A 22,101-nucleotide genomic window follows, 5' to 3' on the forward strand; every position below is an offset into this window, starting at 1 on the left:
AGTAAAGGACGATCAGGTTCTTGTAAAGATCATGAATATCGGAATCTGCGGATCAGATATCCATGTATATCACGGCAAACATCCTTTTACGAAATATCCGGTTACACAGGGACATGAAGTTTCCGGAGAAATCGTAGAACTTGGAGCTAATGTAACAGGATTTCATAAAGGACAGAAGATCACCATTGAACCACAGGTATATTGTGGACACTGCTATCCATGCCGCCATGGAAAATATAATCTCTGCGAGGAACTGAAGGTTATGGGATTCCAGACAACCGGAACGGCATCCGAATACTTCGCAGTAGATGCATCCAAGGTAACACCACTTCCAGAGGAAATGTCCTATGAGGAAGGTGCAATGATCGAGCCGCTGGCAGTTGCAGTTCACGGAGTAAAACAGATGGGCGATGTGAAAGGCATGAATATTGCAGTCCTTGGAGCAGGTCCGATCGGAAACCTGGTGGCACAGGCTGCCAAAGGAATGGGAGCCGCCAAAGTCATGATCACAGATGTCAGTGACCTTCGTCTCAAAAAAGCACAGGAATGTGGAATTGATGTCTGCGTCAATACAAAGAACAAAGACTTTGGAGAAGCAATGGTAGAAGCTTTTGGACCGGACAAAGCAGATGTGATCTATGACTGTGCCGGAAATAATATCACAATGGGACAGGCAATCAAATATGCAAGAAAGGGCAGCGTGATCGTACTGGTTGCAGTTTTTGCAGGAATGGCAGAAATCGATCTGGCTGTAGCAAATGACCATGAGCTGGATATCAAGAGCACTATGATGTATCGCCACGATGATTATGTAGATGGTATTAAACTTGTAAATGAAGGCAAAGTTCATTTAAGACCTCTGATCTCCAAAACATTTGCATTCAAGGATTATCTGGAAGCATATCACTACATTGATGACAACCGTGAAACAACAATGAAAGTCATTATCAACGTACAGGAAAAATAAAGCGAAGGAAGCAGGAGAAGCCATGGGAAAAGAATTTAAAGATGGAAAAGTGCCGCTGATCAGCAAGATTGCGTATGGATTTGGAGATGTAGGCTGCAATTTCAGCTGGATGTTTGTGAGTAATTTTCTGATGATCTTTTATACGGATGTTTTTGGAATCAGTATGACAGCGGTTTCTGCGCTGATGCTTTTTTCAAGATTCTGGGATGCGATCAACGATCCGATCGTCGGAGGACTGACTGATAAGACCAAGACAAGATGGGGCAGATACCGACCGTGGCTGCTGGTTGCAGCACCGGTCACAGCAATCCTTCTGATGCTGACTTTCTGGGCACATCCGGACTGGTCAGACAAGGCAAAGATTATATATATGGTCATTACTTACTGTCTGCTGGTTCTGGGATACACCTGTGTAAATATTCCATATGGAACCCTCTGTGGAGCAATGACACAGGATATCGATGAGCGTGCCAAGATCAACACATCCCGTTCTGTAGCGGCGATGATCGCAATTGGAATCATCAATATCATCACGGTTCCACTGATCAGTAAACTCGGAAGCCACAGCACCAAAAATGGATATCTGTTTGTAGCGATTATTTATGGATGTATTTTTGCAGCATGTCATTTCTTCTGCTTTGCAAAAACAAAGGAAGCCGTGACAACGCCGGAGAAAGAAAAAATTTCCATTAAAGTTCAGCTAAAAGCAGTTATGCAGAACCGGCCATATATACTTGCACTGATCGGACAGGTACTTTTTGGATTTACTCTTTATGGAAGAAATGCAGATGTTCTCTATTATTTTACTTATGTGGAAGGAAATGCAGCTTATTATACAACATATTCCATGTGCATTATTATCCCGTCGATCATTGGAGCAGCATGTTTCCAGCCAGTATTCCGTAAACTTGACAACAAGGGAAGAACTGCATCTGTTTTTGCACTGCTTACCGGTATTTCCATGTTGAGCATGTATTTCTTCAATGTAAAAGAAAGTGCAGTCATTTTCTATGCACTGGCAGGAGTGACACAATTCTTCTTTTCTGGATTTAATACCGCAATTTATGCAATCATCCCGGACTGTGTGGAATATGGAGAATGGAAAACGGGTCTTCGGAACGATGGATTCCAGTATGCATTTGTCTCACTGGGAAATAAGATCGGAATGGCAATCGGAACTGCGATGCTTGCAATGCTTCTTGGTAAATATGGTTATGTTGCGAATCAGACGCAGAATTCTGCTGTCATCAGTATCATGAAACACTCATTTTCAACAATCCCCGGAATTCTCTGGATCGTGACTGCGATTGTACTGTTCTTCTATCGTTTAAATAAAAAACGCTATAATGAGATTGTAGAGGATCTTAAGAATGGAAAAAGAGGACAGTGCTAAAATAAAAATTCTTGACTTTCTTTTACGAAAATAGTATGATTTACCCGAATTGGGAATGAAGTTCTCCCATGGGAAACCTAAACTGCTTATTCAGAGCTGATGACTTCTACGATTATTCAGTCGCAGAAGTTGTCAGCTCTTTTTGCGTTGTACTGCTGATTGCGTCTGAGGGAAAGAAAAGGAGGAAATTTTTTATGTTAACATCATTGTCACTTATTTTTCTGGTTGGCCTTGCAATGGGGGCCATCTGCGGATATCTGAAACTGCCACGGATCATTGGCATGCTGGTTACGGGAATCGTTCTCGGACCGTATGTGCTTGACCTGCTGGATCCATCGATACTGTCAATCTCAGCAGATCTGCGAAAGATGGCACTTATCATCATTCTTCTCAAAGCCGGACTGTCGCTGAATCTGGAAGACCTTAAGAAAGTAGGCCGCCCCGCCGTTATGATGTCTTTTGTGCCGGCATCGTTTGAGATCCTTGGTTATATTCTGTGCGCGCCTGCGATCCTGGGAATCTCAAGAGTGGATGCGGCAGTCATGGGAGCCGTCCTCGGAGCAGTATCGCCGGCGGTGGTGGTCCCACGCATGGTAAAACTGATAGAAACAAAATATGGTACAGGCAAAGCAATCCCGCAGATGATTCTGGCGGGTGCATCCTGTGATGATATTTTTGTGATTGTGCTGTTCACAACATTCCTTGGAATGGCGCAGGGAGATAAGGCAGATGTAAAATCCTTCCTCAATATCCCGGTATCGATCGTACTTGGAGTTGCACTTGGAGCGGTTGTCGGATATCTTCTCTATCTGTTTTTTGAGACAGCATACGCCAAAAAACATTATGTCAGAAACAGCATGAAGGTCATCATTGTACTGGGTGTTTCCTTCCTGCTGATCGCGATCGAAGGCTGGCTGGAAGGAAAGATTGCCATATCCGGACTTCTTGCAGTTGTCAGCATGGCCTGCGTCCTCAAGATGAAAAGCACTGCTTTTGTCTCAAAACGTTTATCCGAGAAATTTGGCAAACTCTGGCTTGCAGCAGAAGTCATTTTGTTTGTTCTTGTCGGTGCGGCGGTGGATATCCGATACACCCTGGAGGCCGGAGCTGCGGCAATCTTTATGATCCTGGTCGCACTTATTTTTCGTGCCTGTGGAGTCCTTCTATGCATGGTAAAAACAAACCTCAATGCGAAAGAAAGACTTTTCTGCGTACTCGCCTACCTGCCAAAAGCAACCGTCCAGGCCGCCATTGGCTCCGTCCCCCTGGCAGCAGGCCTTGGCTGCGGCAAGATCATCCTCTCCGTAGCAGTCATGGCCATCATCATCACCGCCCCGTTTGGCGCATTCGGCATGGATATGTCGTATAAGAAACTTCTGGAGAAGGAGTAAAAATGCAAATAAGTACAAATTAAAATGCAAAATCCCCTGAGAAATAGAATTGCAGCATAAAATGTGATAACATAACACATATCGGTTATTCAAAAAATATTTCTGAAAGTTTTGAGCAAAAGAGGAATGTAAATGAAGATCATATGTAAAAAAGGTCATAATGCACAGAAGATGCTGCAGGCAAAACCGGTGGGATATTATGATGTGATCCTTATGGATATCCAGATGCCGCATATGAACGGATACCAGGTAGCTGAAGCAATCCGAAAACTGCTGGATGACCGTGCCAGAACACCAATCATAGCCATGACCGCAAATGCTTTCGAAGAGGACCACAAAGCTACGCTGGCAGCAGGAATGGATGCCTATGTGGCGAAACCGATCGAGATAGACACTCTGTTTTCCACGATCACGCAGGTACTGGAAAATAAAATAACCATAAACAAATCATGAAAGATAAATAAATTTCGTCTTTTCATTTCATAAAAAAGATGTTATCATAGTATTATTAGACAAAAAACAAAGGAGGGCAATTTATGCGAAAGAAAGTAATGGCTGCAGTATTAACAGCTGCTATGGTAGCTTCCGTAAGTGCTATGCCGCAGATGGTTGCAGCAGCAGACGACGAGTTTAAGATTGGTCTGATCACAGACGTAGGTGGAGTTAACGATGGTTCCTTCAACCAGTCAGCATGGGAGGGACTTGAAAAAGCCGGAGAGGAACTCGGAGTAGAGGTTAACTATCTGGAGTCTGCTACAGATGCAGATTATCAGCCAAATATGGAAACTTTCGTAGACGAGGATTATGACCTGATCATCAGCGTTGGTTATATGCTGGCAGATGCTACCAGAGAAGCAGCAGAAGCTAACCCGGATACCAAATTCGCTATCATTGATGATTCAAGCATCGATCTTCCAAATGTTACCAGCCTGATGTTCAAAGCTGAGCAGGCTTCTTATCTGGTAGGATATGTTGCAGGTTTAACTACCAAGACCAACAATATCGGATTTGTAGTAGGTATGACTAACGAGACCATGAACCAGTTTGGATATGGTTACTGTGCAGGTGCTATTGATGCGAACCCGGATATCACTGTTCAGCAGTTCAATGCAAACTCTTTTGCAGATTCCGCTACAGGTAAGACTATGGCAAACACAGCGATCACCAACGGCGCTGATATCGTATTCCAGGCAGCTGGTGCTACAGGACTTGGTGTTATCGAGGCCTGCCAGGAAGCTGGTGTATATGCGATCGGTGTTGACTCTGACCAGTCCAGCATCGCTCCGAAGACCGTTCTTACCTCTGCTATGAAACGTGTTGACAATGCTGTATATGATGCAGTACAGGAACTGATCGATGATAAGCTTGAGGGCGGCGTTCAGACTTTCGACCTGGCAGCAGGTGGTGTTGATATCGCTCCGTCTCAGGATCTGATCTCAGATGATGTAATCAAGGCAGTTGACGAAGTAAAAGAAAAGATTATCAGCGGTGATGTTGTTATTCCGGATAACAAAGATGATTTCGAGGCAAAATACGGCGACGTATATGTTCTTGACTAAGAAGTGACCGTTTTACCCGGTAATCTAATATTTGCGTCTGTACGGGGCCTGCGTATGCAGAGCCCCGTCGATGCATATAGAGACAAAAATTTCCAGATTTTCTATCTTCAATGGAGAAGAAAATATCCTGCATTTTCGTTACTGTGAACGGAATGCACAGCAATTTTATTTTCCTGTCCACTGGAGACAGTGAAAAGAGCAAAACAACAAACAAAGGAGGCGGCATACGTGGGAAGAACAAGCCATATGGATGAGAGCAAAGTCGTAATCCAGATGAAAGACATCGTAAAAAAGTTTGGCGATTTTACAGCGAATGACCACATCAATCTGACCGTACACAAAGGAGAGGTCCACGCGATCCTGGGAGAGAACGGAGCCGGAAAGAGTACAATGATGAACGTACTCTGTGGACTTTACAAACCGACTAGCGGACAGATTTTTATTAATGAAAAGGAAGTACATTTTAACAGTCCGAAGGATGCTATTGATATCGGAATCGGTATGGTACACCAGCACTTTATGCTGATCCAGCCATTTACTGTGACCGAAAATATCATTCTTGGTATGGAGCCGACCAAGGGCCTGTCCGTCGACAAGGCAACAGCAAGAAAGAAAGTCCTGGAACTGTCCGAGCGTTACGGAATGAAAGTAGACCCTGACGCAAAGATCGAGGATATTTCCGTAGGTATGCAGCAGCGTGTGGAAATCCTCAAGGTTCTGTATCGTGGTGCAGAGACACTGATTCTGGATGAGCCGACTGCTTCCCTGACACCACAGGAGATCGAGGGACTTATGGAGATCATCGATAACCTGACCGCAGATGGCAAGAGTATTATCCTGATCACCCATAAGCTCAAAGAAATCACTGCTTCCTCTGACAATTGTACGATCATCCGTCAGGGTAAATATATTCGTACCGTAAAGGTATCAGATGTAAACGAGAATGATCTGGCAGCCATGATGGTAGGTCGTGATGTCAACTTCAAAGTTGACAAGAAAGACATGGAACCAGGCGAAGTCGTTCTGGAGGTCGATGATCTGCATGCCAAGGATTACCGAGGCGTAGAGATCCTCAAGGGATTCCACCTGAATGTCCGCAGAGGTGAGATCGTAGGTCTTGCCGGCGTAGATGGAAACGGACAGACAGAGCTTGTAGAAGTCCTGACAGGTCTTCGTAAGGCAGAATCCGGCAAGGTTACTGTACTTGGTAAGGACGTATTCAATAAGAGTCCTAAGGAAACTTTTGCGAATGGAATTTCCAGTATTCCTGCTGACCGTCAGAAACATGGTCTGATCCTGGAATTTTCCAATGAAGACAACCTGATTCTGCAGCACTTTGAGGAAGAACCGTTTTCGAATCACGGCATTCTGAACCGAAAAGCGATCAAGAAACATGCAGAGAAACTGATCGAGAAGTTTGATGTCCGTCCGAGAGGATGTGCAGAAGCACCGGCGGGTACACTGTCCGGTGGAAACCAGCAGAAGGTTATCATTGCCCGTGAGGTGACAAACGACAAGGAACTGCTGATCGCAGTAAACCCGACCCGTGGTCTTGACGTAGGTGCGATAGAGTTCGTACATAAATATCTGGTAGAGCAGAGAAACAAGAATCGTGCGGTCTTACTGGTATCCTTCGAACTGGATGAGATCATGAGTCTGTCTGACAGAATCGAGGTTATCTTTGATGGCCAGATCACCGGAAGTGTTCCGGGTAAGGATGCAGATGAGAAAGAACTTGGATTTATGATGGCAGGAGGAAAAACAAATGAATAAGAAAAAAAGCATTCTTGAGAGCAATGTACTCTATACCATCGTTGCGATCATTGCAGGTTTCCTGGTAGGTGCGATATTTCTTCTGATCGCCGGAATCAGTCCTGCAGTAGCATATGGCAAGCTGTTTGACAGTATTTTCAGCAAACCGAAATATCTGGTGTGGACTCTGGTTTATGCGAGCCCGCTGATCTTTACCGGACTGAGTGTGGCTTTCTCCTTCCGAACAGGTGTATTTAACATCGGAGCAGAAGGCCAGTTCGTAATCGGCAGTCTGGTAGCCTGTGTACTTGGTATTGTCCTCAAGCTTCCGCCGGTCCTTCATGCACTTGTATGCCTGGTGGCGGCAGCAGCAGCCGGCTGTATATGGTCTCTGATCGTAGGTGTCCTCAAAGTAAAACGAGGTATTCACGAAGTATTGTCCTTTATCATGTTTAACTGGATCGCATTTTATCTGTCCAACTATGTGGTAAACCTTCCGGGAATCCACAGAGAGAGCAGTGAAGCGACACTGGATATCGCCGAAAACGCGAGACTTCTTCTTCCGGAGGGTATCCGTAAGGCTCTGGACTGTAATGCAGCACACTGGGGCATTCTGTTCGCAGTGATCGCAGCAGTAGTTATCTGGGTCATCATCGAGAAGACAACACTTGGATACAAATTAAAAGCCGTAGGATTTAACAGAAACTGTGCACAGTATGGCGGTATCAATGCAGATGGTTCTGTGCTGACTGCACTTGGAATCTCAGGTCTCTTATCCGGTCTCGGCGGCGCGGTTCAGGTACTTGGTATGGCAGGTCGTCTGAGCCAGTTTGCAGGACAGGAAGGATTTGGATTTGAAGGTATCACCGTTGCCCTGATCGGAGGATCCAACCCGATTGGATGTATCTTTTCCGGTATCTTCTATGGTGCAATGAAATATGGCGGTTCCAAGCTCAGTATCGTAAAGGCACCGTCTGAAGTTGTTGATATTATCATGGGATGTGTTGTTCTCCTGATCGCCATCTCACACGTATTCAAAGTATTCGTACTGAATGCTGCAAAGAAGAAGGAGGCTAAATAAGATGAACGGATTAATTAAAGACCTTGGTCTTCTGATCAATGCGACTCTGATCGCAACACCGCCGCTTCTTCTGGCGGCACTTGGCTCCTGTTTTTCTGAGAGATGTGGAGTTGTAAACATTGGTATCGAAGGTATGATGACAATTGGTGCATTCACCGGAGCGGTAATGGGCCTGACTACCGGAAACGGCTGGATCGCATTCTTATGTGCAGGACTGGCGGGCGCATTGTTCGGCCTGATCCATGCATTTGTATGTATTTCCTGCCACGCAGACCAGACGATCGCCGGTACAGCGATCAACTTCCTGGGACCTGGACTTGCACTGTTTCTCTGCAAGGCAATGTATAATAACTCATCAGATACACCGGCTATGGACCCAAGCTGCAAGCTTCCGAAGCTGTTTGAGGGTGTCTTCCCGACAGGTTCATTCTGGAACAACGTATTAAATGTTTACGCAGTAGCGTATCTGGTATTCATTCTTGCATTTGTGTGCTGGTTTGTATTTTACAAGACAAAATTCGGAGCACACCTCCGTGCAGTCGGAGAACATCCGGAAGCATGTGAATCTCTGGGAATCGATGTTTACAAAGTTCGTTATACCTGTGTGATCCTGTCAGGATTTTTTGCAGGACTTGGCGGCGCATTCGTAACTCTGGCAACCATCAACCAGTTCCGTCCAAGCGTTATTGTAGGACAGGGATTTATTGCGATCGCAGCTGTAATCTTTGGTAAATTCTCACCGGAGGGCGCAACAAAGGCATGCCTTCTGTTTGGTCTCTGCAGTGGTATCAAATCTCTGGCAGCACAGAGCAATGTGGTATCCCCGAACCTGATTTCCATGATTCCATATGTGGTAACGATCATTGCACTGGTACTGTTTGTTGGTAAGGCTCACACACCGGCAGCCAACGGAAAGATTTTTGTAAAATCCAAATAAACGGTACAAGTGGAGCAAAGAGTGCTGTAAAAGACTGAAAACAGTTTTTGCAGCACTTTTTTTGACAGCAAAAAAAGACATTTGTTCTTTTTTGTTTACAGGAAATATGGTATAAATAAGATAAGACAACTGAGGGAAAATAATAGTTTTTTATAGTATTTTAGGAGGAATTACTATGCGTGACATTTCTATGGAAAGAGTCAATGAAACAAGAAAAAACATTCTGGAAATTATAGAGAGCGCAACGCTGACTCATGAACAGAAGCTGACCTGCCTTGCAAATCAGGCAGATTCTCTGATGGAAGTACTTGATCTTCCGGAAGGACTGGATGAGCTTCTGAATGTACCGATCGACCGCAAATGTATCTGCGACCTGTCTGAAGGACATGCGCCGATGCGTCCGCGTTACATTATCCCGGATTATGCGAAATTCCTGAAAGAAGGAAGCAAATTCTTGCAGCTCGATCCGCCGACCGATCTCTATGAGGCACTGAACAGCCTGATGATCTTTTATAAACATGTACCGAGTGTTACCAATTACCCGGTTTACGTAGGACAGCTGGATGAATTACTGGAGCCATACATCGATACCGTCGATGAAGCTCAGGCAAAAAAGATGCTGAAGCTGTTCCTGACACAGATGGACCGCACGATCCTCGATTCCTTCTCACATGCAAACATCGGACCGAGAGAGACCAAGGCAGGACGTCTGCTTCTGGAAGCTGAGAAAGAACTGGAAAATGCAGTTCCGAACTTAAGCTTCAAATATGACGAAGACATTACTCCGGATGATTTTGCTCTCAAAGCGATCGACTGTGCAATGCACAGCGCAAAACCAAGCTTTGCCAACCACAAGATGTTCAAGAGCGAGCTTGGTGAGAATTATGTGATCGCCAGCTGCTACAATGGCCTTCTGCTTGGCGGCGGTGCGTATACCCTCTGCCGTCTGGTCCTTGGAAACATTGCCAAGAGAGCAAAGAACATCCAGGATTTCAAAGAACGTGAACTTCCATATGTACTGGATATCATGGCTCGTTACATGGATGCAAGAATCAAGTTCGAGGTAGAAGAGAGCGGATTCTTTGAGAATAACTTCCTGGCAAAAGAAGGATTTATCCACAGAGATCGTTTCTCCGGCATGTATGGTCTGGTAGGTCTTGCTGACTGTGTCAATATCCTTTTCGAAAAAGAAGGTCTCAAGGGACGTTTCGGACATGATGAAGCAGCCAATGATCTGGGTGTGGAGATCATGGAGATCATCAAGGAATTTAATCTGAACCACAAGAATAAATATTGTGAAGGAACCGGCGGACATTTCCTCCTTCATGCACAGGTAGGACTTGCTGAGGATGAGAATGTAACTCCGGGAACACGTATCCCGATCGGCGAGGAACCGGAAGAACTGATCGATCAGCTCAACGTGCTGAGAAAGTTCCACAAATACTTTACTTCAGGAACCGGCGATATCTTCCCGATCGATATGACTGTTCATCGCAATCCGGAGTATGTACTGGATATCATCAAGGGCTCCTTCAAGATGGATCTTCGTTACCTGTCCTTCTATTCCAGCGACAGCGATGTGATCCGTGTCACAGGATATCTTGTAAAACGTTCTGAACTTGAGAAACTTGCAAACGGAGAGGCTGTTCTGCAGGATACCACAGCTCTGGGGCTTGGTGCTGCAAGAAACGGACATATCCTGGAGAGAAAGGTACGTTAAATGAAAGCAGTAGTGAACCGGATCATCCCGTTCAGCAGTGTGGATGGTCCGGGTAACCGGACGGCAGTGTTCCTGCAGGGATGTAATATCAACTGCAAATACTGCCACAATCCGGAAACAAGGAAATTATGTGTACAATGCGGTACCTGTGTGAAACAGTGCCCGGCAGGTGCACTGTCTTTTGATGAGAATGGCAAAGTGGCGTTCGATCCATCGAAATGTGTACAGTGTGATACCTGCATCCACGTCTGTCCCAACGACAGTTCTCCGAGAACCTTTGAGATGACACCGGAAGAAGTCTATGCAAAAGTTAAGAAGCAGATTCCGTTCATCCGAGGTCTTAGTGTTTCAGGGGGAGAGTGCATGCTCTGGCCGGAGTTCCTGACAGAGTTGTTCCGCCTGGCAAAGAAGGACGGACTGGGGACACTGATCGACAGCAACGGCATGATCCCGTTTGAGGATTATCCGGAACTGATGGAAGTATCAGACGGCGTAATGCTGGATATCAAAGCGTTTGAAGCTGCCGAGCACAGGAAGGTCACCGATTTTACAAATGAAATGGTGTTGAAGAATGCTGTATATCTGGCAAAAACTTCCAAGCTTTATGAAGTAAGAGCGGTCATCGTACCGGATCTTTATGATACAGAGAGAAGTATCCGTGAGATGGGAGATTTTCTTGCACCATATCTCAAGATCAACGATATCCGCGTAAAGATCATTGCATACCGTCCGATGGGAGTCAGGGAGCAGTATTCGCATTACCAGGTTCCAAACCAGGAGTATCTGGCTTACCTGGCTGATATATTAAGGGAAAAAGGATTTCAGCACATTACGCTGATCTGACGGATTATAAATATCCGCCTAATCTGGGGAATGATATTACAGCAAAAACGAAATTAATATAAAGGAGGAGTAAGATGACAAATATTCCAACTGCACACAACAGTGCCAAAGCAGGAGATTTTGCAAAAACTGTACTGATGCCGGGAGATCCGCTCCGTGCAAAATATATTGCAGAGACATATCTGGAGAATCCAAGACAGGTGAATGCTGTCAGAAACATGTTCGGATATACAGGAACCTATAAAGGAAAGGAAATTTCTGTTATGGGAGGCGGTATGGGGATGCCGTCTATCGGAATCTATTCTTACGAGCTGTTCAATTTTTATGATGTAGATCAGGTCATCCGTATCGGTTCTGCCGGAGCTTTCCAGGACAACATCAAACTGATGGATGTGGTGATCGGTATGGGTGCCTGCACAGATTCCAATTATGCGTATCAGTATGGCCTGCCGGGAACTTTCGCACCGATCGCAGATTACGAACTGCTGAACAGAGCTGTAGAGACTGCGAAACGTCAGGGCACGAATGTGGTTGTAGGTAATGTTCTGTCTTCCGATGTATTCTACAATGCCATGAGCAATGTAAACGACCTGTGGCGCGATATGGGCGTGCTGGCAGTGGAGATGGAAGCAGCGGCATTATATATGAATGCTGCCAAAGCAGGAAAGAAAGCACTCTGCATGCTGACAATTTCGGATCATCTGTATACGGGAGAATCCTTAAGTGCCGAGGACCGTCAGCTTGGATTCGGCAAAATGATGGAAATTGCACTGGAACTGGCATAATGAATAATAAGAGTTACTGTTCACAGGTAGTATCTCGCGAGGTGTTTTGCCATGAATATGGCAAAATCCCGAGATATACAGGGCAAAATTCCATCACCGTAGGTGATGTGGAATGGATTTTGACCAAGTTACTGTGAACGGAGTGAACAGTAACTAATAAGAATGGAGAATAATAAAAACATGGATGTAAAAGAAATTTTAAAACACGTAGATCATACTTTACTGACACAGACTGCTACATGGGAAGAGATCAAACAGATCTGTGACGACGCAATCAAATATGGAACAGCCTCCGTCTGCATTCCGCCTGCATATGTAAAACAGGTCAAAGAATATGTGCAGGACAAAATGGCAGTCTGCACTGTTATCGGTTTCCCGAACGGATACATGACTACAGCAACAAAAGAATTCGAAACAAAAGATGCTCTGGCAAATGGTGCAGATGAGATTGATATGGTCATCAACATCGGCTGGGCAAAAGACGGCAAGTTTGACGCGATCGAAGAAGAGATCCGCACTCTCAAAAAAGTCTGCGGTTCCAAGATCCTCAAAGTGATCATCGAGACCTGCCTTCTGACCGATGAAGAAAAGATCAAAATGTGTGAGGCAGTTACCAAAGCAGGAGCAGATTATATCAAAACCTCTACCGGATTTTCCAAGGCAGGTGCGACTTTTGATGATATCAAACTGTTTTCCGAGCACATCGGCCCGAATGTAAAGATGAAAGCAGCCGGAGGAATCTCTTCTCTGGATGATGCAGAAAAATTCTTAAGCCTTGGAGCAGATCGTCTCGGCACAAGCCGTATTGTCAAAATCATCAAAAACGAAGAAGCTACAGGCTATTAAGAAAGAGTTGAGCAGAAATATGAAGAAAATGGAACAGAAACAGATTCAGGAACTGATCGAAAAAGCGATCGGTATGATGGATTATTCTTATGTACCGTATTCACATTTTCATGTAGGTGCGGCATTGCTGGCAAAGAACGGTAAGGTTTATGGCGGCTGTAACATCGAAAATGCGGGATACACACCAAGTAACTGTGCGGAGAGAACTGCATTTTTTAAGGCAGTCAGTGAAGGCGTAATGGAGTTTGACGCTATCTGTGTGGTTGGTGGTATGAATAAAATTATGAAAGAATACGCAGCTCCATGTGGTGTTTGCCGCCAGGTTATGATGGAATTCTGCAATCCTGAAGAATTCCAGATTATTCTCGCAACCAGCAAGGACCAGTATGAGATTTTCACGCTGAAAGAACTTCTTCCGCTTGGATTTGGTCCAGATAATCTGAATAAATAAAAAAGCTGGAATAAAAATCCACGGCGTGATTGACGAAAACGCTTCAACGTGGTATACAGATAGAGTGACAACTGTAAGGAATAAAATACAGATGTCACTCTATTTTTGATTTTAAGAAACTTGGCGTGATCCCCGGTGGGTTCCGTCTGCCAGATGGCCATTATGAGGATATCATTCCACATTATTATGTACTGTAAAAGGAGGACATCATGTCATTAAAAAGAGCAGAAGAATATCTGGAAAATAAGGGATTTCTGGATCATGTGATCGAACTTGAGGAATCCACAGCAACGGTTGCGATGGCAGCAGAAGCACTCGGTGTAGAGCCGGGAATGATCGCTAAGACGATGTCCTTTTTGCAGGAGAAAATGCGGTTCTGATCCTCACAGAAGGCACTGCAAGAGTCGATAATCGTAAGTATAAAGATACCTTTCATGTCAAAGCAAAAATGATCCCGTTCGATCAGGTAGAGGAAGTGATCGGACATGCCCCGGGCGGCGTGTGCCCGTTTGGAATCAACGATGATATTGAGGTTTATCTGGACGAAAGCTTAAAGAAATTTGACACCGTATACCCGGCAGCAGGCAACGACCACAGCGCAGTAAAACTCACGATCCCGGAACTTGAACAGGTCGCAGATGCAAACGGACAGGAAGCGTCCGGTCGTTGTGATCTGCCCGGGCGGTGGTTATGAAATGACCTCCGACAGAGAGGCAGAATCAATCGCCATGCAGTATCTTGCAAGAGGATATCATGCGGTGATCCTGCGCTACAGTGTAGCTCCGGCGAGGTATCCGCTGGCGTTAATGCAGCTTGCAAAAACGGTCGCATATTTAAGAGAACATGCAGGAGAATTCCATATTGATACGGACAAGATCATCCTCCAGGGCTTTTCTGCGGGAGGTCATCTGGCAGCGAGTCTTGGCGTATTCTGGAGGGAAAAATTCATCTCAGAAGCTCTGCATACAGATGCGGAAATGGTGAAGCCAAATGGAATGATCCTCAGTTATCCGGTCATTACATCTGGAAAATTTGCGCATATGGGTTCTTTTGAAGCTCTGCTCGGAGAGAACAGTAATGATTCGGAAAAGAGAAAAAAACAGTCCCTGGAATTCCAGGTAACAGAGGATACTCCGCCGACTTTTCTGTGGCATACCGTTACAGATGATACCGTTCCGGTTGAGAATTCCATGCTGTTTTTTGAAGCATTGCGCAAACACAGAGTACCCGTAGAACTGCATCTATATCCGTCAGGCGGTCACGGCCTCAGTCTCGCAAACGAAGAAACCAGCCACGAAGATGGCGGCTGCATCCAGCCAGAATGCCAGTCATGGATAGAACTTGCGTGCATGTGGATTGGGAATTTATAAAAGAGAAAAAGGTGTTCCATAGATCGGAATGCCTTTTTCTTTTGTGAGATTTTTTGTAACGTTTCTGATACATACATCGTCATATATGTGAAGGAGGAAAACACCAATGCTGAATATTCAGGAGATATACGAACAATATTTCACCATCGTATACCGTTATCTGCTTTCGCTTTCGCATAATACCCATATCGCAGAGGAACTCACACAGGAAACATTCTTCAAAGCCCTGAAAAAAGTCGACGATTTCAGAGGCGACTGTGACCTGCGAGTGTGGCTTTGTCAGATCTCCAAAAACACATATTATGACTATCTGAAGAAAAATAAAAAGTATGCACCGGAATCTCAGGAAGAAACAGAGGATACTTTTGTACCGGATCTGCTTCAGAATTTTTCGGATAAAGAAACGGCATTTCAGGTTCACAAAGTACTGCACAGACTTGCAGAGCCGTACAAAGAAGTCTTTTCCCTTCGTGTGTTCGGAGAACTGTCATTTACCACAATCTCCTCGCTGTTTGGCAAAAGCGAAAGCTGGGCAAGAGTCACTTATCACAGAGCATGTAAGAAGATCAGGGAGGAATTAAACCATGAAGATTACCTGTAATATCATAGAAGACCTACTTCCGCTTTATGTGGACGATATGGTCAGTGAAGACAGCCGCCAGCTTGTAGAAGAACATCTCAAGACGTGTCCCGCCTGCAGAAAGATGCAGGAAGAAATGATGAGAGAAAATCGTCTGACAGCCACCGCGAAAGGAAACAATTTGACACAGACAAACAAAACAGAGGCAGAACCACTCCGAAAGATCCGTCGAAAGATCCGTAAGAAACGGATTGCATCTGTCCTTCTGGCGGTCATTCTCGTAGTGGCAGCAGGTGGAATCGGACATTACTGGTACTATGACAAAGAGAATTATATTTCCTGGGACGAGGCAGATATTTCCGTAAAAGACGGGAAAGTATATTCTACAGTCAATCCACTGGGACGGATGAGATCAATCCTGTCCGTGGATCAGAAAAACATATTCTATATGCTGTCAGAAACCATGTGGACCCGCAAAGAATACCCATCCGATCCGAATACAGAAAATGAGCTTTGGAATCTGCAGGATTTTCAGGAAGCATATGAGCGCGGAGCGGACGAATCTACAGATGAAACCTCGTTTCCAACAGGGATTGAACATGTCTATTATGTAGATCCGAAGAATGTAAAAGAAGCCTTTGCACTTTGGGATTACCAGGATGAACCAGAGAAAGCGCAGCAGAAAGAAGAAGAGCTGGCGGCGAAATGTCATTTGATCTGGAGCGCAGATAACACGGAATCAGTGGATGCAGAAAGCACGGCGAAATAGGAATTGTTTGTGAATGTATAAAATTCTTCTTGCTTTATGTACGAAATCGTACTATGCTATCAAGTACGATTTCGTACATTTTTTATATCAGGAGGATTTTTATGCATATTGAATTATCGGAGCACTTCACTTACAGCAAACTGCTCCGCTTCACATTCCCATCCATCATTATGATGGTGCTGACCTCCATCTATGGTGTTGTAGATGGATTTTTTATCTCAAACTTTATCGGCGCAGAGCCTTTTGCTGCGGTCAACATTGTCATGCCGTTCCTGATGATCTTCGGTGCGGTCGGATTTATGATTGGAACCGGAGGCAGTGCCCTCGTTGCCTACACTCTGGGCGTTGGCGATAAGAAGAAAGCGAACGAGATCTTTTCTCTGCTTGTTTATCTGCTGGTCGGTCTGGGACTTCTGTTTACCGTAATTGGTGAGATCTTTGTCGGACCGATCTCGCAGTTTCTGGGTGCAGATGCCGAAATGCTCCCATATTGTGTGACTTACGGCAGGATCCTGATGCTTGCCCTTGTTCCGTTTATGCTTCAGAATGTATTTCAGAGTTTTCTTGTCACAGCGGAGCGTCCGCAGCTTGGACTTGTTACAACATTGGTATCCGGTGTGTTAAACATCGTGCTGGATGCATTATTTATCGCAGTATTTCGATGGGGAGTGGCAGGTGCCGCATCTGCTACAGCACTCAGCCAGACGATCGGCGGCATTGTACCACTGACCTTTTTTATCATGTCAAGGAGCAGTAAACTTCGTCTTGGAAAAACACATATGGATCTGCGTGCGATCACAAAAGCCTGTACAAACGGTGCTTCCGAGTTTATGACAAATGTGTCTATGTCAATCGTAAATATGCTGTATAACTGGCAGCTGATGCGAATGCTCGGCACAAATGGTGTTGCGGCATATGGCGTGATCATGTATGTGAACTTTATTTTTCTGTCTATTTATATCGGCTATTCGATGGGAAGCGCACCGATCGTAGGCTACCATTATGGCGCAGGAAACAGAGACGAACTGAAGAATCTCTTCAAAAAAAGCCTCAGGATCATTCTGGTCATGAGCATAGTTCTGACCATAGCGGCAGAACTTCTGGCAAGACCGCTGTCGATGATCTTTGTAAGCTACGATACGGAACTTTTGGAAATGACAACCTATGCATTTGCCGTATATTCCATTTCCTTCCTTGTTTCAGGATATAATATCTATGCCTCATCGTTCTTCACGGCACTGAACGACGGATTTACTTCCGCGATGATTTCTTTTGGAAGAACGCTGATTTTTGAAGTGATCTGTGTTCTGGTACTTCCGATCCTGTTCGGACCATATGGGATCTGGTATGCAGTGATCGCGGCAGAAATTTTTGCACTGATCCTGTCGATCTTCTTCCTGATGCGCAACAGGAAAAAATACGGTTATATTTGATGGGAGGCGTAGTTCATGGAATCAAGATTTAAAGAATGGGTTTATATTGAAGGTCTGATGCAGAGTGCCTACCATGAGTCTGCACTCAAGATGAATCTCTCAGACAGTGAATTCTGGATTTTGTATGTTTTTAATTTTCATCAGGAAGGCTGCAACCAGAGCGTTCTCTACAAAGAAGCCTGCCTGACAAAATCCACCGTAAATTCAGCAATCCGCAAGATGGAGCAGAAAGACCTCCTCTACCTTACCCCAGGAGAAGGCCGCAATACAATGGTCTTCCTCACCGAAAAAGGCCGTAAACTGATGGAAGACACCGTCTACAAAGTCATCCAGATCGAAAACACGATCTACGATACCTGGACACCTGAGGAACAGAAACTTTTTATGAAACTCAACTGTGATTTCGCCGAGAAACTGCGGGATAAAATAAAAGAACTTTGATAGCAGGGGCTGCCATATGGCAGTCCTGTTTTGACAACTCTAAGCTGCCTGTTTACAACAAACAAAAACTACGATAAAATATTCTTCTAAGAGCAAAGTTGAGGTGGCTGGTGTAGAGACGATTCTTCCGGCAGCACAGGCAATCCTGCCGTCCGTAGTCTACAAGATTTTTATGATCGGTGGACCGATTATGGCAATCATCACAACACTGAACGGAGTATTCAATGATGTCAGATATCCAATCGCACAGGCTGCAAAGGATGGCTGGCTTCCAAAAGGAATCCTGAAGGAAAATCGTTTTGGTGCACCATTTCTGATCTATACATACACATTGATCGTAGTACTGCTTCCGATCATTTTTGATATGAGCATCGTAACGATCACAAATATTTTCCAGGTGATCACATTTTTTATGAACGTAACAGTTGTATATGCGATCTCACGTCTTCCGCAGAAATATCCGGATGCCTGGAGCAAAAATAAATTCCATCTTAAAAAAGGCGGTATCCGTATTGAAACATCTATCTGGCAGCCGTCTGAGGAGGAGAAAAATGACTGATACATTTACAAGAACTGAACTTAATCCAATAAAACTGGCAGAAATGCTGGAAGAACTTGAGAATACAGTTGAACTGCACAGTATATCTGTTCGCTACAAAGGCGAGACTGTTCTGGAAGGAGCCTGGGCACCTTTTTCACTGAATGATCCGCAGATGATGCATTCCCTGTCAAAGATCGGAACCAGTATCTGTGTTGGTTTTGCTGTAGACGAAGGAAAACTTCATCTGGAAGATCATCTTCTGGATTATGTGAGAGAAGAGTTACCGGCGGCGTATGATGAAGCACTGGAAGATATTACAATTTATGATCTGCTTACCATGCAGGCAGGATCAACTGGCTGACAAGTCCGGAAGGACACAATACCGGCGGATGGGGAATGTATCTGACTGCGCCGCAGATTTCCGCACTGGCATAGCTTCTGCTTCAGAAAGGAAACTGGAAAGGCGGGCAGCTTGTACCATCCTGGTGGATAGAAGAAATGGGAAAACCGAGAGTAGAAATTCCGGGAGATGAAAAGAAAGCACTGACACATTATGCTTATCACATAAAAGCAGGAAAAGAAATCTTTGCGGCCGAGGGAGCATTTGGTCAGTATCTGATCTGTTTCCGTGATCTTCCGGTGGCAATTGGAATCACAGCAGGTGCGAGAGAATATCTTGCCGCAGATATCTGTCTGAAATATATAAAGGAAGCAGTTTCTGAACCATGCAAAGAGGAACAGCTGGAAGCAGCAGAGAAAGCACTTCGGACCAAGATAAACAGCCTGTCACTTGTACAGCCGGAAGGTGCATTTCGAACTGCCAGACAGGAGGCTGCAAGATTATTTGACCGCAAGATTCTTTTTACAGAAAATCCACGAAAGATCGAGAGCGCAGTGCTTACGAAAGAGGGATATAGAATTAAGATTGAAGCTGTGATCGACGGCGAACAGAAAGTGCTTTATGCTGGCTACAAAGCATGGAAATGTAATGATCTTTACCCGTCTGATTTTACAAAAAGATATCACAGCGTGGCTTATGCAATGGATGCAGAAGCACTGTATCTGTCCGTAGGACTTATAAATACTTCCTATAAAGAAGAATATTGTCTGTGGGTAAATTCAGAAGACAAAGTTATTGCAACCTGGCGTCCAAACGTAACTTATCTCCCGGAAGAACCGGATATGGTCTGGAAATTTACCGGAACCTTCGAATAAAAAATTAAAATACAGATCCGCAGAAATTGTGGGTCTGTATTTTTTCACAAATCATAGAATCCAGCACGGCTTTGTGGTAAGATAAAACAAAAAGCAAGAAAGGACTGCACCAGAATGGGAAATTATCTGAATCCGGATAACAGTAAATTTCAGAGAGCTGTAAATTCTGATATTTATGTGGATAAAACAGGGTTGATAAAATATACAAATCGTGTGATAAATACCATGCAGGCATATGTCTGTGTCAGTAGACCGAGACGTTTCGGGAAATCTATGGCGGCAGATATGCTGACTGCGTATTACAGCAGAGGCTGTGATTCCAGAGAGTTATTTGCAGGTCTGGAAATTGCGGAAGACAAAAATTTTACCAGATATCTGAATAAATATGATACAATTTTTCTTAACGTGCAGGAATTTTTAAGCCGAAGCGCTAATGTGCAGGAACTGCTTACCAGAATAAAACAGAGAGTGATCCGAGAACTTGCAAGACTGTATCCGGATGTGGAGTTGTTTGATCCGGAAGATCTGGCAGAGACCATGCAGGATATTTATGCAGAAAGTAAATGCCCATTTATTCTTATTATAGATGAATGGGATTGCATTTTTCGAGAATTTAAGAATGACAAAGAAGCACAGGAGAAATATCTGGATTTTTTGCGTGATTTGATCAAAGACAAAAGTTATATCCATCTTGCATATATGACGGGGATTCTTCCTATCAAAAAATATGGCACACACAGTGCGCTGAATATGTTTGATGAATTTTCTATGATAGACCCGGGACCATTGGCTTCTTATGTTGGTTTTACAGAAGCGGAAGTAAAAAAACTCTGTGAAGAGTATCATATGGAACTTAGTGAGATCAGAAACTGGTATGATGGATATTCTTTTGAGGAAGTTTCTTCTGTATACAGCCCCAAATCTGTAGTCAGCTGTATGAGGCTTGGAAAGCTGGGAAATTACTGGAACCAGACAGAAACGTTTGAGGCTTTGCAGATTTATATTGATATGAACTTTGAAGGACTGAGAGACGATATCCTGAGCATGCTTGCCGGAGAGGAAGTTCCGGTAAATACTGGAAGTTTTACAAATGATATGACAACTTTCCGTACCGAAGACGATGTTTTGACCTTGTTGATCCACCTTGGATATTTGGGGTATCATTATTCTGCAAGATCTGTGTTTATTCCTAATGATGAAATCCGGGCAGAATATGTGAATGCAGTATCCGTATCAGATTGGGGAGAAGTATCGAAAGCACTCAAAAATTCAGCAGATACCCTGCAGGCAATCTGGCAGGGACGTGAAAAACAGGTCGCGGAGGGGATTCGGCAGGCACACTTTGAGACTTCGCATATTCAGTACAATGATGAAAATGCATTAAGTTATACGATTTCGCTTGCACTTTATGCCGCGCGGAATTTTTATACAGTTCATCGGGAACTCTCTGGTGGAAAGGGCTTTGCAGATTTGGTTTTTATTCCAAGAAAGCGATTTGCAGATAAACCGGCGTTGGTAGTAGAATTGAAATGGAACAAAGATGCAGTCGGTGCTATAGCACAGATCAAGGAAAGAGAATATTGTCAGAGCCTTGAAGAATATCATGGAAATTTGTTGCTTGTCGGAGTTAATTATGATAAAAAAACACAGGAACATAGCTGTAAAATAGAAGAGTACAGGAAGTAGATATCTTATCAGAAATTGTGGGGTGACGGCGATGGATGCGGCTACAATGGTAGCAATCAATAATCTGAATATGCTGACGGTGATGTCAGCAATGCAGCAGACACAGAATTTTATTACATTCATTGATAGTGAAAAGGAGTATGAGGATATGAGCGGTTCGATGTTAGATCAGTATGTAGGACGGGATTGTGTAGTAAGTCTTTTTAACGAAGTTGGTGCGATCAAGGGCAGATTCATCGAGGCAGATGCCCAGTGGGTCAAAGTCGAAACACCAAAGAAAGGCACACAGCTTATCAACCGAAATATGATCCGAAATATTACGTTTGATAATAAATAGGAGA

The 22,101-nt window shown here is 44.3% G+C and carries 23 protein-coding genes, 1 pseudogene and 1 riboswitch; all 24 genes and pseudogenes read left to right on the forward strand.

What is annotated here, in order from left to right:
- On the forward strand, positions 1–967 hold a 967-nt coding region (locus QZL69_RS03320; RefSeq protein WP_291518071.1), incomplete at its 5' end, for a zinc-dependent alcohol dehydrogenase.
- Positions 968–989: 22 nt separating this feature from the next.
- Entirely contained in the window at positions 990–2,360 is a 1,371-nt protein-coding gene (locus QZL69_RS03325) for an MFS transporter (protein WP_022213803.1), read from the forward strand.
- Between the two features lie 42 nt (positions 2,361–2,402).
- Positions 2,403–2,476, forward strand: a riboswitch (Fluoride riboswitch).
- 78 nt (positions 2,477–2,554) lie between these two features.
- Positions 2,555–3,751 carry a cation:proton antiporter gene (locus tag QZL69_RS03330; RefSeq protein ID WP_022213804.1) on the forward strand — a complete coding sequence of 399 codons (1,197 nt, stop codon included), beginning with the start codon at positions 2,555–2,557 and terminating at the stop codon, positions 3,749–3,751.
- A gap of 132 nt (positions 3,752–3,883) precedes the next feature.
- Positions 3,884–4,204, forward strand: a complete 321-nt coding sequence (locus QZL69_RS03335) for a response regulator (RefSeq protein WP_022213805.1) — start codon at positions 3,884–3,886, stop codon at positions 4,202–4,204.
- 83 nt (positions 4,205–4,287) lie between these two features.
- Entirely contained in the window at positions 4,288–5,310 is a 1,023-nt protein-coding gene (locus QZL69_RS03340) for a BMP family lipoprotein (protein ID WP_022213806.1), read from the forward strand.
- A gap of 246 nt (positions 5,311–5,556) precedes the next feature.
- Positions 5,557–7,083: an ABC transporter ATP-binding protein gene (locus tag QZL69_RS03345; RefSeq protein ID WP_118251876.1), complete on the forward strand. Its 1,527-nt coding sequence runs from the start codon at positions 5,557–5,559 to the stop codon at positions 7,081–7,083.
- Positions 7,076–8,143, forward strand: coding sequence for an ABC transporter permease (locus QZL69_RS03350; RefSeq protein WP_022213808.1), 1,068 nt, complete (start codon positions 7,076–7,078; stop codon positions 8,141–8,143). The genes QZL69_RS03345 and QZL69_RS03350 overlap by 8 nt, the downstream gene beginning before the upstream one ends.
- Before the next feature lies 1 nt (position 8,144).
- A complete protein-coding gene (locus tag QZL69_RS03355; RefSeq protein ID WP_022213809.1) occupies positions 8,145–9,080 on the forward strand; it encodes an ABC transporter permease in 936 nt (311 codons plus the stop codon).
- Positions 9,081–9,255: 175 nt separating this feature from the next.
- Positions 9,256–10,800: a YjjI family glycine radical enzyme gene (locus tag QZL69_RS03360; protein WP_022213810.1), complete on the forward strand. Its 1,545-nt coding sequence runs from the start codon at positions 9,256–9,258 to the stop codon at positions 10,798–10,800.
- Complete coding sequence (locus QZL69_RS03365; RefSeq protein ID WP_022213811.1) at positions 10,801–11,643, forward strand: YjjW family glycine radical enzyme activase; 843 nt, start codon at positions 10,801–10,803, stop codon at positions 11,641–11,643.
- A gap of 74 nt (positions 11,644–11,717) precedes the next feature.
- Entirely contained in the window at positions 11,718–12,428 is a 711-nt protein-coding gene (deoD, locus tag QZL69_RS03370; RefSeq protein WP_022213812.1) for a purine-nucleoside phosphorylase, read from the forward strand.
- Between the two features lie 180 nt (positions 12,429–12,608).
- Positions 12,609–13,274: a deoxyribose-phosphate aldolase gene (gene deoC, locus QZL69_RS03375; protein WP_022213813.1), complete on the forward strand. Its 666-nt coding sequence runs from the start codon at positions 12,609–12,611 to the stop codon at positions 13,272–13,274.
- 28 nt (positions 13,275–13,302) lie between these two features.
- Positions 13,303–13,725, forward strand: a complete 423-nt coding sequence (locus QZL69_RS03380) for a cytidine deaminase (RefSeq protein ID WP_118251875.1) — start codon at positions 13,303–13,305, stop codon at positions 13,723–13,725.
- 209 nt (positions 13,726–13,934) lie between these two features.
- Positions 13,935–14,419 (forward strand): annotated as a pseudogene (locus tag QZL69_RS13920) (YbaK/EbsC family protein).
- A complete protein-coding gene (locus QZL69_RS03395) occupies positions 14,364–15,095 on the forward strand; it encodes an alpha/beta hydrolase (protein WP_022213817.1) in 732 nt (243 codons plus the stop codon). The pseudogene QZL69_RS13920 and the gene QZL69_RS03395 overlap by 56 nt, the downstream one beginning before the upstream one ends.
- Before the next feature lie 106 nt (positions 15,096–15,201).
- Entirely contained in the window at positions 15,202–15,696 is a 495-nt protein-coding gene (locus QZL69_RS03400; protein ID WP_022213818.1) for an RNA polymerase sigma factor, read from the forward strand.
- Positions 15,680–16,444, forward strand: a complete 765-nt coding sequence (locus tag QZL69_RS03405) for a zf-HC2 domain-containing protein (RefSeq protein WP_022213819.1) — start codon at positions 15,680–15,682, stop codon at positions 16,442–16,444. The genes QZL69_RS03400 and QZL69_RS03405 overlap by 17 nt, the downstream gene beginning before the upstream one ends.
- A gap of 101 nt (positions 16,445–16,545) precedes the next feature.
- Complete coding sequence (locus QZL69_RS03410; protein ID WP_022213821.1) at positions 16,546–17,877, forward strand: MATE family efflux transporter; 1,332 nt, start codon at positions 16,546–16,548, stop codon at positions 17,875–17,877.
- Positions 17,878–17,892: 15 nt separating this feature from the next.
- Positions 17,893–18,318, forward strand: coding sequence for a MarR family winged helix-turn-helix transcriptional regulator (locus QZL69_RS03415; protein ID WP_022213822.1), 426 nt, complete (start codon positions 17,893–17,895; stop codon positions 18,316–18,318).
- A 103-nt stretch (positions 18,319–18,421) separates the two neighbouring features.
- Complete coding sequence (locus QZL69_RS03420; protein ID WP_022213823.1) at positions 18,422–18,877, forward strand: amino acid permease; 456 nt, start codon at positions 18,422–18,424, stop codon at positions 18,875–18,877.
- Positions 18,870–19,220: a serine hydrolase gene (locus tag QZL69_RS03425; protein ID WP_022213824.1), complete on the forward strand. Its 351-nt coding sequence runs from the start codon at positions 18,870–18,872 to the stop codon at positions 19,218–19,220. Before QZL69_RS03420 ends, QZL69_RS03425 begins: the two co-directional genes overlap by 8 nt.
- 137 nt (positions 19,221–19,357) lie before the next feature.
- Positions 19,358–20,074 carry a hypothetical protein gene (locus tag QZL69_RS03430; protein ID WP_022213825.1) on the forward strand — a complete coding sequence of 239 codons (717 nt, stop codon included), beginning with the start codon at positions 19,358–19,360 and terminating at the stop codon, positions 20,072–20,074.
- 114 nt (positions 20,075–20,188) lie between these two features.
- Complete coding sequence (locus QZL69_RS03435) at positions 20,189–21,760, forward strand: AAA family ATPase (RefSeq protein WP_022213826.1); 1,572 nt, start codon at positions 20,189–20,191, stop codon at positions 21,758–21,760.
- A gap of 46 nt (positions 21,761–21,806) precedes the next feature.
- Positions 21,807–22,097, forward strand: coding sequence for a hypothetical protein (locus tag QZL69_RS03440; protein WP_022213827.1), 291 nt, complete (start codon positions 21,807–21,809; stop codon positions 22,095–22,097).
- Positions 22,098–22,101 lie beyond the last annotated feature (4 nt).

Source organism: Blautia sp. CAG:237, from assembly GCF_000436615.1.
Taxonomy (GTDB): Bacteria; Bacillota; Clostridia; order Lachnospirales; family Lachnospiraceae; genus Blautia_A; species Blautia_A intestinihominis.

Bases quoted from the DNA above. Each gene is read 5' to 3' on its own strand.
- QZL69_RS03410 (WP_022213821.1), top strand. From the start codon at position 16,546: ATGCATATTGAATTATCGGAGCACTTCACTTACAGCAAACTGCTCCGC.
- QZL69_RS03405 (WP_022213819.1), top strand. From the start codon at position 15,680: ATGAAGATTACCTGTAATATCATAGAAGACCTACTTCCGCTTTATGTG.
- QZL69_RS03345 (WP_118251876.1), top strand. From the start codon at position 5,557: ATGGATGAGAGCAAAGTCGTAATCCAGATGAAAGACATCGTAAAAAAG.
- QZL69_RS03350 (WP_022213808.1), top strand. From the start codon at position 7,076: ATGAATAAGAAAAAAAGCATTCTTGAGAGCAATGTACTCTATACCATC.
- QZL69_RS03380 (WP_118251875.1), top strand. From the start codon at position 13,303: ATGGAACAGAAACAGATTCAGGAACTGATCGAAAAAGCGATCGGTATG.
- QZL69_RS03325 (WP_022213803.1), top strand. From the start codon at position 990: ATGGGAAAAGAATTTAAAGATGGAAAAGTGCCGCTGATCAGCAAGATT.
- QZL69_RS03430 (WP_022213825.1), top strand. From the start codon at position 19,358: ATGGGAAAACCGAGAGTAGAAATTCCGGGAGATGAAAAGAAAGCACTG.
- deoD (WP_022213812.1), top strand. From the start codon at position 11,718: ATGACAAATATTCCAACTGCACACAACAGTGCCAAAGCAGGAGATTTT.
- QZL69_RS03435 (WP_022213826.1), top strand. From the start codon at position 20,189: ATGGGAAATTATCTGAATCCGGATAACAGTAAATTTCAGAGAGCTGTA.
- QZL69_RS03365 (WP_022213811.1), top strand. From the start codon at position 10,801: ATGAAAGCAGTAGTGAACCGGATCATCCCGTTCAGCAGTGTGGATGGT.
- QZL69_RS03355 (WP_022213809.1), top strand. From the start codon at position 8,145: ATGAACGGATTAATTAAAGACCTTGGTCTTCTGATCAATGCGACTCTG.
- QZL69_RS03330 (WP_022213804.1), top strand. From the start codon at position 2,555: ATGTTAACATCATTGTCACTTATTTTTCTGGTTGGCCTTGCAATGGGG.
- QZL69_RS03395 (WP_022213817.1), top strand. From the start codon at position 14,364: ATGCAAACGGACAGGAAGCGTCCGGTCGTTGTGATCTGCCCGGGCGGT.
- QZL69_RS03425 (WP_022213824.1), top strand. From the start codon at position 18,870: ATGACTGATACATTTACAAGAACTGAACTTAATCCAATAAAACTGGCA.
- deoC (WP_022213813.1), top strand. From the start codon at position 12,609: ATGGATGTAAAAGAAATTTTAAAACACGTAGATCATACTTTACTGACA.
- QZL69_RS03440 (WP_022213827.1), top strand. From the start codon at position 21,807: ATGGTAGCAATCAATAATCTGAATATGCTGACGGTGATGTCAGCAATG.
- QZL69_RS03400 (WP_022213818.1), top strand. From the start codon at position 15,202: ATGCTGAATATTCAGGAGATATACGAACAATATTTCACCATCGTATAC.
- QZL69_RS03360 (WP_022213810.1), top strand. From the start codon at position 9,256: ATGCGTGACATTTCTATGGAAAGAGTCAATGAAACAAGAAAAAACATT.
- QZL69_RS03415 (WP_022213822.1), top strand. From the start codon at position 17,893: ATGGAATCAAGATTTAAAGAATGGGTTTATATTGAAGGTCTGATGCAG.
- QZL69_RS03340 (WP_022213806.1), top strand. From the start codon at position 4,288: ATGCGAAAGAAAGTAATGGCTGCAGTATTAACAGCTGCTATGGTAGCT.
- QZL69_RS03335 (WP_022213805.1), top strand. From the start codon at position 3,884: ATGAAGATCATATGTAAAAAAGGTCATAATGCACAGAAGATGCTGCAG.